This is a genomic window from Pseudonocardia sp. 2-7, assembly GCF_056341085.1.
In genome coordinates this window covers 1,767,352-1,780,031 of the sequence record NZ_CP094507.1, presented here as the reverse complement: position 1 = coordinate 1,780,031, position 12,680 = coordinate 1,767,352, and the positions used below count along the sequence as shown (strand labels likewise).

General features: G+C 74.6%; 13 protein-coding genes. 10 read left to right on the top strand and 3 right to left on the bottom strand.

The features are described from left to right. Positions 1-10 precede the first annotated feature (10 nt). Positions 11-796: a lipase gene (locus MTO91_RS08890; RefSeq protein WP_476654240.1), complete on the bottom strand. Its 786-nt coding sequence runs from the start codon at positions 794-796 to the stop codon at positions 11-13. Then, the gene (hemW, locus tag MTO91_RS08885) at positions 793-1,983 is read right to left on the bottom strand and encodes a radical SAM family heme chaperone HemW (protein WP_476654239.1); all 1,191 of its coding nucleotides are present in this window, start codon (positions 1,981-1,983) and stop codon (positions 793-795) included. Before hemW ends, MTO91_RS08890 begins: the two co-directional genes overlap by 4 nt. A 453-nt stretch (positions 1,984-2,436) precedes the next feature. Here hemW and MTO91_RS08880 point away from each other — a divergent pair, with 453 nt between their 5' ends. The 10 genes from MTO91_RS08880 to MTO91_RS08835 all read left to right on the top strand — a co-directional run bounded on the left by MTO91_RS08880 (position 2,437) and on the right by MTO91_RS08835 (position 10,488). After that, on the top strand, positions 2,437-4,104 hold the full coding sequence (locus MTO91_RS08880; RefSeq protein ID WP_476654238.1) for a nitrite/sulfite reductase: 1,668 nt from the start codon (positions 2,437-2,439) through the stop codon (positions 4,102-4,104). Next, positions 4,101-4,277 carry a hypothetical protein gene (locus MTO91_RS08875; RefSeq protein ID WP_062401491.1) on the top strand — a complete coding sequence of 59 codons (177 nt, stop codon included), beginning with the start codon at positions 4,101-4,103 and terminating at the stop codon, positions 4,275-4,277. Before MTO91_RS08880 ends, MTO91_RS08875 begins: the two co-directional genes overlap by 4 nt. Beyond that, on the top strand, positions 4,274-4,978 hold the full coding sequence (locus MTO91_RS08870) for a phosphoadenylyl-sulfate reductase (RefSeq protein ID WP_251784658.1): 705 nt from the start codon (positions 4,274-4,276) through the stop codon (positions 4,976-4,978). The genes MTO91_RS08875 and MTO91_RS08870 overlap by 4 nt, the downstream gene beginning before the upstream one ends. Continuing rightward, entirely contained in the window at positions 4,975-5,913 is a 939-nt protein-coding gene (gene cysD, locus MTO91_RS08865) for a sulfate adenylyltransferase subunit CysD (RefSeq protein ID WP_208824758.1), read from the top strand. Before MTO91_RS08870 ends, cysD begins: the two co-directional genes overlap by 4 nt. Next, on the top strand, positions 5,913-7,250 hold the full coding sequence (locus MTO91_RS08860; protein WP_346105347.1) for a sulfate adenylyltransferase subunit 1: 1,338 nt from the start codon (positions 5,913-5,915) through the stop codon (positions 7,248-7,250). The genes cysD and MTO91_RS08860 overlap by 1 nt, the downstream gene beginning before the upstream one ends. A 371-nt stretch (positions 7,251-7,621) precedes the next feature. Beyond that, positions 7,622-7,774, top strand: coding sequence for a hypothetical protein (locus tag MTO91_RS08855; RefSeq protein ID WP_208824762.1), 153 nt, complete (start codon positions 7,622-7,624; stop codon positions 7,772-7,774). Positions 7,775-7,910: 136 nt separating this feature from the next. Then, complete coding sequence (locus MTO91_RS08850; RefSeq protein WP_346105349.1) at positions 7,911-8,825, top strand: sulfite exporter TauE/SafE family protein; 915 nt, start codon at positions 7,911-7,913, stop codon at positions 8,823-8,825. 96 nt (positions 8,826-8,921) lie between these two features. Beyond that, on the top strand, positions 8,922-9,050 hold the full coding sequence (locus MTO91_RS08845) for a hypothetical protein (protein WP_255625042.1): 129 nt from the start codon (positions 8,922-8,924) through the stop codon (positions 9,048-9,050). Between the two features lie 92 nt (positions 9,051-9,142). After that, positions 9,143-9,319 (top strand): hypothetical protein, encoded by a 177-nt coding sequence (locus MTO91_RS08840; protein ID WP_208824766.1) that lies wholly within the window; start codon positions 9,143-9,145, stop codon positions 9,317-9,319. Beyond that, entirely contained in the window at positions 9,316-10,488 is a 1,173-nt protein-coding gene (locus tag MTO91_RS08835; RefSeq protein WP_476654237.1) for a YeiH family protein, read from the top strand. Before MTO91_RS08840 ends, MTO91_RS08835 begins: the two co-directional genes overlap by 4 nt. A gap of 37 nt (positions 10,489-10,525) precedes the next feature. Here the strand turns inward: MTO91_RS08835 and MTO91_RS08830 are convergent, their stop codons facing one another. Then, positions 10,526-12,478, bottom strand: coding sequence for an FAD/NAD(P)-binding protein (locus MTO91_RS08830; protein ID WP_476654236.1), 1,953 nt, complete (start codon positions 12,476-12,478; stop codon positions 10,526-10,528). Positions 12,479-12,680 lie beyond the last annotated feature (202 nt).

The following is a 12,680-nucleotide window of genomic DNA, read 5'->3' as shown; positions in this document are numbered from 1 at the left end:
CCGGGCCGCCTCAGCCCGCGGCGCGCAGGGTGCCGCAGGCGGCCGGGGCCTCGTCGATCGGTGCGGTGGACAGGGCACGGACGACCAGGCCGATCACGGCGTCGTCGGCGGGCAGGCCGCCGTGGCCCACGGTCGAGCCCGGGCACAGCTGCTGCAGCTCCACGTTGACCGCACCGTCGAGGCGGGCCGAGGTCGGCGGGGTGACGACCTGGTCACGGTCGGTCCACACCGACAGCCAGGGCACCACCGTCCCGGCCCCGGCGAGCTCCCCCAGCAGCGCCGACCCCGGGGCGAGCTGACGGCACGCCTGCGGGCACGCCTCCGGGGCCACGGCCGCGGCGGAGCCGGCCACCGTCGTCCCGGCCAGCGGGGAGCCGATCGACACGATCCGCCGGGCCCGCGCCGGGCCGTCGTCGCGGATCGCCCACAGCCCCGCGACGACGCCGCCCGCGGAGTAGCCGACGACGTCGACCGACGGCGCCCCGGCGTCGGTGGCGACGGTGACCGCGCGGTCCAGGACCTCCACCTGCCGGTCGAGGTCGCCGGTGCCGTCGCCGTCCAGGGCCAGGACGCGCGCGTCGCGGCCCTGGGTGCGCAGGGCCCCGGCGAGGACCTCCAGGCCGGTGCGGTCGCCGCCGTAGCCGGGGACGAGCAGGACCGGGCCCGGCCGGTCCTGGGCGACGGGCCCGCCGGCTCCGCGGGCCCCCTCGGGCAGGGCCGCGACGACGGCGGCCACCACGCCCACCACCACCAGCAGTGCGGCGACGACCAGCAGCGCCCGGCGGCGCGGGCTCACCGGGCCCCCGCCGGGGTGCCGGCGGCCGGGGTGTCGTCGGCGATCAGCAGGTCGGTGACGACCCGGTCGGCCAGCAGCCGTCCGCGGTCGGTCAGCACCGCGCGGCCCGCGGCGTGCGCCGCCGGGTCCAGCAGCCCGTCGGTGACGGCGCGGGCGGCGGCCGCACGACCGCCGTCGTGCAGCAGGGTCAGGGCCATGCCCTCGGCGAGGCGCAGCCGCAGCATGACCCGCTCGGTGTGCCGCTCGTCCGCGGTGAGCTCCTCGCGACCGCCCTCGGGGGTCTCCCCCGCGGCGAGCGCGCCCGCCCAGCGCGCCGGGTGCTTGACGTTCCACCAGCGCGTCCCGGCCAGATGGGAGTGGGCGCCGGGGCCGATCCCCCACCAGTCGCCGTCGCGCCAGTAGCCCAGGTTGTGCCGGCACTCGGCGCCGGGCAGCGACCAGTTCGACACCTCGTACCAGGACAGCCCGGCGTCGCGCAGCCGCGCGTCGAGCAGCTCGTAGCGAGTGGCGGCGACGTCGTCGTCGGGGGCGGGCAGCTCCCCGCGGCGGACCCGGCGGGCCAGCGCGGTGCCGTCCTCGACGATCAGCGCGTAGGCCGAGACGTGGTCCACCCCCGCATCGAGGACGGCGTCGGCGGAGGCGCGCAGGTCGTCGTCGGTCTCGCCGGGGGTGGCGTAGATCAGGTCCAGGTTGACGTGGCCGAACCCGGCGGCCCGGGCCTCCCGGGCGGCGGCGACGGCGCGCCCCGGGGTGTGCGTGCGGTCCAGTACGGCGAGCACGTGCGGGGCGGCGGACTGCATGCCCAGCGAGATGCGGGTGAACCCGCCGGCCCGGAGCCGGTCGAAGAACTCCGGCGAGACCGACTCGGGGTTGGACTCGGTGGTGACCTCGGCGTCGTCGGCGAGCCGGAGGTGCTCGCGGACCGCGTCGAGCATCGCGACGAGCCGGTCGGCGCCGATCAGCGACGGGGTGCCGCCGCCGACGAACACCGTCTCCACGGTGCGGTCCCCCACCGTGCGGGCGGCGAGCGCGATCTCGGCGCGGGCGGCGGCGAGCCAGCCGTCCGGGGACGCGGCGTCGCCCGCGAGCTCGGAGGCGGTGTAGGTGTTGAAGTCGCAGTAGCCGCAGCGGGTCGCGCAGAACGGCACGTGGACGTAGAGCCCGAAGGCCGGCGGCACGGGGGTCACGTCCGGCGAGTGTGCCACCGCCGGGCCGGTGGGTGCCGGGCGCACCTCGGGCCCGGACCGCTCCCCGGCACGTCCGGGGCGCGCGGGACGGGCCGGTCGCGACGGGGTGGCACCCGGGGGCCCCGCGGTGGACGACGGGTTCCACCGGGCCCGTGACCCCGGTGGTTCCGGGTGAACCGGACACCGCGCGGCGAACGTCCGGACCTATCCGCCCACCCCTCCCAGGATGCGAACATCACTTTGTGGCAGGTCCGGACACCGTGGCACCCTGTATCCGTGCCCGCACTCCGTCTCCGCCTCGTGGCGCGTCGCCACGTGGACCTGAACCGGACCCGTAGCGCGCTCTGTCGTCGTCGCTGACCCGACGGCCCCTCCCGAACCGCCCCGGGCCGCTCCGTGCCCTGTCCCGGGCCGGGGTGTGCCCGGTCCGCCCGACATCGGAGCACCCACCACATGGCGCCCTCGAAGACCGCACCCCGCCGCCCGAAGGGCCAGGGGCAGTGGAAGCTCGGCCACCGCGAACCGCTGAACCCCAACGAGCGCAGCAAGCGCGACGACAATCCGCTGAACGTGCGCGCGCGGATCGAGAACGTCTACGCCCGGCGCGGCTTCGACTCGATCGACCCCGCCGACCTGCGCGGACGGTTCCGCTGGATGGGGCTCTACACCCAGCGCAGGCCCGGGATCGACGGCGGCCGCACCGCGGCGCTGGAGCCCGAGGAGCTCGACGACGAGTACTTCATGATGCGCGTGCGCCTCGACGGCGGCTCGGTCTCGGTCGAGCAGCTGCGCGCGCTCGGTGAGGTCTCGCAGCGCTACGGCCGCGACACCGCCGACGTCACCGACCGGGAGAACATCCAGTACCACTGGATCCGCGTCGAGGACGTCCCGGCGATCTGGAAACTGATCGAGCCGCTGGGCATGCAGACCACCGAGGCCTGCGGCGACTGCCCCCGTGTGGTCATGGGGTCCCCGGTCGCCGGCGTCTCGGCCGACGAGGTGGTCGACCCGACCCCGGCCATCGACGAGATCGTGCGCCGCTTCATCGGCGACCGCGAGCTGTCGAACCTCCCGCGCAAGTTCAAGTCCGCGATCTCCTGGCAGCAGGACGTCGCGCACGAGATCAACGACATCTCCTTCGTCGGCGTCGAGCACCCCGAGCACGGCCCCGGCTTCGACCTGTGGGTCGGCGGCGGACTGTCGACCAACCCGCGGATCGCCGAGCGGCTCGGCGCCTGGGTCCCGCTCGACGAGGTCCCCGACGTGTGGCACGGCGTCATCCAGGTGTTCCGCGACTACGGCTACCGCCGCCTGCGCCACCGCGCCCGCATCAAGTTCCTCATCGCCGACTGGGGCCCGGAGAAGTTCCGCCAGATCCTGGAGGACGAGTACCTGGGCCGGAAGCTCGTCGACGGCCCCGCCCCGGCGGTCCCCGAGCGGCCCATCGACCACGTCGGCGTCCACAAGCAGAAGGACGGCCGCAACTACGTCGGCGTCGCCCCGCCCTCGGGCCGGGTCTCGGGCACCACGCTGCTCGCCGTCGCCGACGCCGCCGAGCGCGCCGGGTCGGACCGGATCCGGTTCACCCCGTACCAGAAGATCGTCGTGCTGGACGTGGCCGACGACAGGCTCGACGGGCTGATCGAGGACCTGAACCGGCTCGGCCTGCCGGCCCGGCCGTCGACCTGGCGCCGTTCCACGATGGCCTGCACCGGCATCGAGTTCTGCAAGCTCGCGATCGTCGAGACCAAGGAACGCGCGATCCGGCTGGTGGAGGACCTGGAGAAGCGTCTCGCCGACGTCGTGCCCGACGTGCCGATCTCGCTGCACCTCAACGGCTGCCCGAACGCCTGCGCCCGCACCCAGGTCGCCGACATCGGCCTCAAGGGCCAGATCGTCACCGACGCGGACGGCAACCAGGTCGAGGGCTTCCAGGTCCACCTGGGCGGCGGGCTGGGGCTGGACTCCGGTTTCGGGCGCAAGCTGCGCGGGCTCAAGGTCACCAGCGCCGAGCTGGGTGACTACGTCGAGCGCGTCGTGCGCCGCTTCGCCGAGCAGCGCGACGGCGACGAGCGGTTCGCCCAGTGGGTCCTGCGGGCCGACGAGGAGGACCTGAAGTGAGCGGGCGCGTCACGCCGTTCCACTGTCCGTACTGCGGCGAGGAGGACCTGCGCCCGGCCGAGCGGTCCGAGAAGGTCCCCGGCGCCGCCTGGTGGTGCGCGGGCTGCCTGCGCACCTTCGTCGTGACCTTCGTGGGGATCGGCGTCCCCGAGACCTCGGGAGCGGAATCATGAGTGTTGCCCTGGAGACCGACCTGCGCGCCACCGCCGAGCGCGGTGCCGCCGAGCTGGGCCCGGACGCGACCGCCGAGCAGCTGCTCGCCTGGGCCGCGGAGACCTTCGGTGACCGGCTGATCGTCGCCTCCAACATGCAGGACGCCGTCCTGGTCGACCTGGCCCAGCGGGCCCGGCCGGACGTCGACGTGCTGTTCCTGGAGACCGGCTACCACTTCGCGGAGACCATCGGCACCCGCGACGCGGTCGACGCCGTCTACCCGCGGCTGCGCATTGTGAACGCACAGGCGGACCAGACGGTCGCCGAGCAGGACGCCGAGTACGGCAAGGACCTGTTCGCCCGCGAACCGGACCGCTGCTGCGCGCTGCGCAAGGTCGTCCCGCTGGAGCGGACGCTGTCCGGCTACGACGCCTGGGTCACCGGCGTCCGCCGCGTCGAGGCCCCGACCCGGGCGAACACGCCGCTGGTCACCTACGACGAGAAGTTCGGCCTGGTGAAGATCAACCCGATCGCCGCGTGGTCCGACGAGGACATGGACGCCTACATCGCCGAGCACGGGATCCTGGTGAACCCGCTCGTCGACGCCGGCTACCCGAGCATCGGCTGCGCGCCCTGCACCGCGAAGCCGAAACCCGGCGAGGACCCCCGCTCCGGCCGCTGGGCCGGGCGTGCCAAGACCGAGTGCGGGCTGCACGCATGACGACCCTGGAGGAGACCGCCGTGACCGCCGCCGTCACGACCCCGGCCCTGGACGCGCTCGACGCGCTGGAGTCCGAGGCGATCCACGTGTTCCGCGAGGTCGCCGGCGAGTTCGACCGCCCGGTGATCCTGTTCTCCGGCGGCAAGGACTCGACGCTGCTGGTGCACCTGGCCATCAAGGCGTTCGCGCCGGCCAAGGTGCCCTTCGGCCTGCTGCACGTCGACACCGGGCACAACTACCCGGAGGTCATCGAGTTCCGGGACCGGGTCGCGGCGCAGCACGGGCTGCGCCTGGAGGTCGCCCGCGTCGAGGACTACCTCGCCGACGGGCGGCTCGTCGAGCGCGCCGACGGCACCCGCAACCCGCTGCAGACCCAGCCGCTGCTCGACGCGATCGCCGAGCACCGCTTCGACGCCGTGTTCGGCGGCGGCCGGCGCGACGAGGAACGCGCACGGGCCAAGGAGCGGATCATGAGCCTGCGCGACGCGTTCGGCCGCTGGGACCCGCGCAAGCAGCGCCCGGAGCTGTGGAACCTCTACAACGGACGGCACGCCGCCGGTGAGCACGTCCGCGTCTTCCCCATCTCCAACTGGACCGAGCTCGACGTCTGGCGCTACATCCGGCGCGAGGGCATCGAGCTGCCGTCGATCTACTACGCGCACGAGCGCGAGGTCTTCCAGCGCGACGGCATGTGGCTCGCCGAGGGCCCCTGGGGCGGAGCGCGCGACGGCGAGCGGCTGGAGCGCAGGTCCATCCGCTACCGCACGGTGGGCGACGGCTCGTGCACCGGCGCCGTCGAGTCCACCGCCACCACCCTCGACGAGGTCATCGCCGAGGTCACCGCGTCGCGGCTCACCGAGCGTGGCGCGACCCGGGCCGACGACCGGCTGTCCGAGGCCGCGATGGAGGACCGGAAGAAGGAGGGCTACTTCTGATGACGGGCACTGCCGACACCACCTCCCGGTCCCTGCTGCGCTTCGCCACGGCGGGCTCCGTCGACGACGGCAAGTCCACCCTGGTCGGGCGCCTGCTCTACGACACCAAGTCGGTGCTGGCCGACCAGATCGAGGCCGTCGAGCGCGCCTCGGTCGACAAGGGGATGTCGACGCCGGACCTGTCGCTGCTCGTCGACGGCCTGCGCGCCGAGCGCGAGCAGGGCATCACCATCGACGTCGCCTACCGCTACTTCGGCACGCCGACCCGGGAGTTCGTCCTCGCCGACACCCCGGGCCACGTCCAGTACACCCGCAACACCGTCACCGGCGCGTCCACCGCCGAGCTGGCGGTGCTGCTGGTCGACGCCCGCAACGGCGTGGTCTCCCAGACCCGCCGGCACGCCGCGGTGCTGTCGCTGCTGCGCGTCCCGCGCCTGGTCCTGGCGATCAACAAGATCGACCTGATCGAGTACGACCAGGCGAAGATCGCCGACATCGAGCGCGAGTTCACCGAGCTGACCCGCTCGCTGGGCTTCACCGACGACGCCGTCCAGGTCATCCCGGTGTCCGCGCTGGTCGGGGACAACGTGGCGTTCCGCAGCGGGAACACGTCCTGGTACACCGGGCCGACGCTGCTGGAGCACCTGGAGTCGGTCCCGGTCGACGGCCCCGACGCCGACGCCCCGTTCCGGATGCCGGTCCAGTACGTGATCCGCCCCAGGAACGGTGCCGAGTCCCGCTCCGCTGACGCTTCGCTCGGTGACCTGCACGACTACCGCGGCTACGCCGGCCAGGTCGCCTCGGGCACCGTCCGTCCGGGCGACGAGGTCGTCGTCCTGCCCGAGGGGCACCGCACCACCGTCTCCGAGGTCCGGACCGCCGACGGCCCGCTGGCCGCCGCCGGGGCGGGCCTGAGCGTGACGGTGCTGCTCGCCGACGACATCGACGCCCCCCGCGGCGCCCTGATCGCGGCCGCGTCCGACGTCCCGGAGGTCACCTCCGAGATCGACGCGACGCTGTGCTGGCTGGCCGAGAAGCCGCTGCTCCCGGGCGCGCGGCTGCTGCTCAAGCACGGCACCCGCACCACCCAGGTGATCGTCGGGGCGCTGGGGTCGCGGCTGGACACCGAGACGGTGTCCTACGCCGCCGCGCCGGAGAAGCTGGAGATCAACGACATCGGCCGGGTGTCGCTGCGCGTCGCCGACCCGCTGCCGGTCGACTCCTACGCCCGGGTCCGCACCACCGGCGGGTTCCTGCTGATCGACCCGCCGACGGGCAACACGCTCGCCGCCGGTCTGGTGGGCGACCCGCTCGCGGCGGTGCCGGCCGCCGGCTGACGGTGACCGCGCCCGACGGCCCCGCACCCGCTCCGGGTGCGGGGCCGCGGTCGTCCCCGGCCCCGCGACGACGACCGCGACCGACGGGCCCGTGGCGTCGCGATCCGGCGATGATCGCGACGAGTGAGGGGATCGGTGCCGGAACCGGCACCGATCCCCTCACTGCCAGCGATCACCGGGTGGGCGCGATGGCGCACGGTGTCCGGACCGGCCCCGGTGTATCGGGTCACAGCCGCAGCCCACGACAGCGGGCCGACCCCGAAACCATCCCGAAACCAGCTGGTCACAGCCGTTGTCCGGACATCTTCGCCGCGGTCCCGACCTGCGGACGTCGGCTTGTCGACACCCCGCTCGCGTTCCACCATGGATCGGTGACCACCACCGCCACGCCCACCGACCGGGTCCTGTCACCCGGCCGCTCGCAGGCGGATCCGGCGGTGTCCTGGCACCTCGTCGCGCACCTCGAGCGGTTCTGGCCGTCGCGCCGGCTCGACGCGTTCGACGAGTTCTGTCGCGCTCGCTGACCCGGCCCACGGCGCCGAGCGCCACCCCCACCACACCACCGGTCACCGTGACCGCGGCCGCCCCTCACCCCGCGTCCTCATCGGGACGTGCCGGGGCCCGGGACCGCGTCCACCGGCAGCCCGGGAAGGATCGTCCGTGCCCACACTCATCGTCTTCGCCCTCGTCGGCCTCGCCGCCCAGCTGGTCGACGGCGCACTCGGCATGGCCTACGGCGTCACCTCGACCTCGCTGCTGATCTTCGCCGGGATCAACCCGGCCACCGCGAGTGCCTCGGTGCACCTGGCCGAGGTCGGCACCACGCTCGCCTCCGGCGCCTCGCACTGGCGCTTCGGCAACGTCGACTGGAAGCTCGTGCTCAAGCTGGGCGTGCCCGGTGCGGTCGGCGCGTTCCTGGGAGCGACGCTGCTGTCGGCCCTGTCCACCGAGAACGCCGCCCCGTACATGTCGGGGATCCTGCTCGCCCTCGGCGTCTACGTCCTGCTGCGCTTCAGCGTGCGGCCGCCGAGGGTCGCCACCGCCCGCACCTCCCCGCACGGCGCCCGGTTCCTGTCCCCGCTCGGGCTGGTCGCCGGCTTCGTCGACGCGTCGGGCGGCGGCGGGTGGGGCCCGGTCTCCACCCCGGCGCTGCTCGGCGCCGGGCGGACCGCACCGCGCACCGTCGTCGGTTCGGTCAGCGCCTCGGAGTTCCTGGTGGCGCTCGCCGCGAGCGTCGGGTTCCTCGTCGGGCTCGGCCACGAGGTGCTCGACCCCTCCACCATCGGCGGGCTGCTGATCGGCGGGGTGCTGGCCGCACCGCTGGCGGCCTGGCTCGTCACCCGCATCCCGGCGCCGGTACTGGGCTCGGCGGTCGGCGGCGTCATCATCCTCACCAACGCCCGGACGCTGCTGCGGGCCGCCGACGCGAGCGGTCCGGTGACCGCGGGCGTCTACGTCGTCATCCTCGCGCTGTGGGCGCTGGCGATCGGTGTAGCGGTCACCCGGCTGCGCCGCAGCCGGACCGAGGGCGCGGCGTCCCCGGCCGAGGCGGAGCAGCCGGTCTCCACCGGCTGACCTCCCCACGGGCCGGACGGACGGGATGTACGGACATCCCGTCCGTCCCGTGGGCGACACCTTGTCCCCTTCGGTCCGACCGCGCACGATCGGGCCATGACCGCCCCGGTGTCCCGTCGCTGCGCGACGCACCCCGCGGTCCTCGCGCACCTCGCGCGGCACCGGGAGGAGTTCTGGCCGTCCCGGCGGCCGCACGCCTACGACGAGTTCTGTCCGCGGCGCTGACGCGCGCCCCGGGCCGGGTCGCGCGCCGTCCTGCGCCCGCACCCACCCGTCGTGAGGAACCCCATGTCCCGCACCACCTCCGGGGGTCACCCGTGAGCACCCCGTCCGACACCCCACCCGGCTCCCGCGCCGGGACCGACCGCGAGCCAGGGGACGTGCCCGCCCAGCGGCGTCTCGCCCTGAACGAGGACTGGGCCGCGACCGTCGTCGGCCTCCTGCTGCTCGTCCTGATCCTGTCCGGGCTCTGGCCGGGGTGGCTGGTCCCGTGACCGACCAGCACGCCGGCCGACCGGCCGAGCCGCACACCACGCCGCCGACCGCACCGCAGGCCGGGCCCGACACCGGGCCACCGGCGCCGACCCGCTCCCCCGTCCTGTGGGGGCTCGGGGGCGTCGCGGTCGTCCTCGTCCTCGGCGGACTCGTCCGCTTCCTCGAACAGACCGTCCCGGACGCCGCCGAGGGCACCGCGCTGTCCGGGATCGCCGACGCGATCGAGTACCCGGTCTACGCGATCGCGCTCGGGCTGCTCGGCAACGTCCTGCTCACCGTGACCGGGCTGCGCGAACGGCTCTCGGGCGGGTTCCGCACCGAGTTCTTCATCAAGACCGGCCTGGTCCTGCTCGGCGCCTCGATCGACTTCGCGGTCATCGTCCGCGCCGCCGGACCGGCCGTGGTGCAGGCGGTCGTCCTGATCACCGTGGTCTTCGGCTTCACCTGGTGGCTCGCCGGGCGGGCCGGGGTCGACGACAAGCTCCGCGCCCTGCTGGCGTCCGCGGTGTCCATCTGCGGGGTCAGCGCGGCGATCGCCGCCGCCGGCGCGGTGCAGGCCAGGAAGGAGCAGCTCGCCTACACGGCCAGCCTCGTGATCATCTTCGCCCTCCCGTCGATCTTCCTGCTGCCCGCCGCGGTCGGGGCGCTGGGTCTGTCCCCGGCCGTCGCCGGGGCGTGGATCGGCGGCAACATCGACACCACCGCCGCGGTCAGCGCGGCCGGGGCCATCGTGGGCGAGGAGGCGCTGCAGATCGCGACCATCGTCAAGACCACGCAGAACGCGCTGCTGGGCGTCGTCGCGGTGGCGCTGACGGCCTGGTTCACGCTGAAGGTGGAACGCAGCGGGTCGGCGGGCAGGCCGGGGCTGCGCGAGTTCTGTGAGCGCTTCCCGAAGTTCGTGCTCGGGTTCCTCGCCGCCTCGGTGATCGCGACGGTGTTCGTCGCGACCGCCGGGTCCGACGTCGCGAAGCCGCTGATCGGCGACGTGAACGCCTTCCGGACGATGTTCCTGATCCTGGCGTTCGTGTCGATCGGGCTGGAGTTCCGGGTGGCGCCGCTGCGGGAGGCCGGATGGCGCCCGATCGGGGTGTTCGCCGCGGCGACCGGGGTCAACCTGGCCGTCGGACTCGGGCTGGCGGTGCTGCTGTTCTCCGGGCTCACCGTCTGAGGTCCCCGTCCCGCCCGGGCACGCCGGGCGGGACGGCTCAGGCCGCCGGGACGGCGCGGGACGCGGCGCCGGGCAGGGCGCCCAGCACGGCGCGGGCGACGGCGTCGTTGTAGCGCAGGCTCTGCGCGTTCATCCCGGGCCGGGTGAACGCCCCGGCGACCTTGACCGTCGTGTGCGGCCCGACCGCGAACCGCCGCTCGTGCACCCCGCCGTCCGCGGTGTGCAGCGCGCCGTCGGCCGGACGGACCGACAGCAGGCCGGTGTTGCGCAGCGGGGCGCCGTCGTCGTCGTGGAGGACCTCCTCGACGGCCTCGCCGCGGGCGAGCAGGCCGCCCAGCAGCCCGTCCACCGTGCGCGAGACGCTCGGGTCGGGCAGCCGGGCGTCGACCAGGACCCGGGTCGTCACCGGCGTCGCCCCGGCCAGGGTGGTGCTGGTGGCGTGGAAGCCGTCGGCGTCGATGTCGACGCTCATCCCGGCGCCGAGGAACCGCAGGTACCCGGCACGGGACAGGGCGAGCATCTGGCGGACCCGGAAACCGGGTGGGCCGGACGCGACCGAGTTGAAGAACGACTGCCACCACGGCATGTCCCTCGCCCGCGAGCGCGGCGAGAGCACCCCGGACCCGGCCAGGCGGGTGGTCTCGGTGTAGACCGACAGCATCGCGACGAACGCGCCGAGGTGCGGGGTGTGCCGCTCGTCGACGTGCTGGCGCAGGTCCTCGGCGATGCGTTCGCGCACCAGGGGTTGCAGCGCCTCGAGGTCCGGGGCGTGCACGCCGTCGAGCGGGCGGTCCAGCGCGGTCAGGTCGAGCCGGTCGAGCGGGTCGGGCACCAGCTCGGCGATCAGCGCCACCTCCTCGGACGAGCCGTGCGCGACGGCGGAGAACCGCCGGGCGAACTCGTCCCACCCGGCGCGGACGCGGTCGGGGTGGCCGACGAACAGCTCGTGGTACCAGCCCCAGCCGATCTCCTTGGCCATCAGCGGCCACACCCGGGTGGCGACGTCGACCGGGCCGCCGGAGGCGATGAGGTCGTCGGTGACGTCGGGGCCGAGGAACCGCGGCAGCGGCGGAAGCCCGGCCCGTAGCTGGTAGTGGGTCTTGGAGTGGTAGGTCGCGCCGCGCGGGGACCCGCCGACGAGCACCGGCTCCCGCCCGCACGGCTCGTACCGCAGCCGGCCCGGGTCGGCGTCGTCCGGGTCGGGGACGAAGCGCCCGCCGCGGCCCTCGAACAACAGCACCACGAGGTCGACGAACGCCAGCCCCAGCCCGCGGGCCAGCACGGTCTCGCCCGGCGCGATCACCGACAGGTCGGAGTCGGAGGTCTGCTCCGGGGGCAGGTAGCGCAGGCCGAACTCGTCGGCGCGGGCGGCGAGCGCGATCTCGTCGTCGGTGGGGGTGGCGTCGAGGTGCCCGGAGGCGAGCACGACGGCGTCGCCGCGCAGGACGGTGCCGTCGGCGAGGGTCACGACCTGCCTGCCGTCGGTCTCGTCGAGGGCCTCGGCGGTGGTGCGGTGCACGTGCACCCGCATCCCGGCCGGCGCCCGGCCGACGACCTCGCGCAGCACCGCGGCGAGGTAGTGGCTCTGCAGCCGCCGCGACGGGAACGTCGACGCCGTGACCTGGGCCAGCTCGTCGGCGAGCTCCGGTCCGAGCTCGGCCCGCGGGTCGCCGTGCTCCCGCAGGTCCTGCGCCCAGTCCCAGAACGACGGGCCGGGCGCCACCGGGCCGTCGCAGACGACCGAGGAGTCGGTCCACATCGTGACGTCGGCGGCCATCGAGTTCATCGCGAGCAGCGGGGACTGCGCGTGCCGCCAGATGCGGCCCGCCCCGGCCGGGAACGGGTCGACGAGGTGGACGTCGACGCCGGGTCCGGCGAGGGCGTCGGACAGCAGCTCGGGCGCACTCGCGACCATGCGCTCCAGCACGCCGGCCCCTCGGGGGCCGGCGCCGACGATCACGACGGACGGGGCGTGCGGGCTACGGGACATCGGGGCGCTCCTGGGTCGGCGGACGGAGGGGGACGACCCCTCACGGCGCCCACCGCAGGCGGCACAGGTCGACGTGCCTGCGCCTCACCAGCCGAAGACCCATGGATGCCACGGTAGGTCGCCTCCCTCGCCGTGGCCACCCGCCACGGTCGGTCCACCTGGCTCAACACCGCACCGGGCCTCCGGGATTCCGCACCCCGTC

Coding starts and splice junctions, on each gene's coding strand:
- MTO91_RS08860 (WP_346105347.1), top strand. CDS start 5,913: ATGACGGGCACTGCCGACACCACCTCCCGGTCCCTGCTGCGCTTCGCC.
- MTO91_RS08830 (WP_476654236.1), bottom strand. CDS start 12,478: ATGTCCCGTAGCCCGCACGCCCCGTCCGTCGTGATCGTCGGCGCCGGC.
- MTO91_RS08870 (WP_251784658.1), top strand. CDS start 4,274: ATGAGTGTTGCCCTGGAGACCGACCTGCGCGCCACCGCCGAGCGCGGT.
- MTO91_RS08845 (WP_255625042.1), top strand. CDS start 8,922: ATGACCGCCCCGGTGTCCCGTCGCTGCGCGACGCACCCCGCGGTCCTC.
- MTO91_RS08880 (WP_476654238.1), top strand. CDS start 2,437: ATGGCGCCCTCGAAGACCGCACCCCGCCGCCCGAAGGGCCAGGGGCAG.
- cysD (WP_208824758.1), top strand. CDS start 4,975: ATGACGACCCTGGAGGAGACCGCCGTGACCGCCGCCGTCACGACCCCG.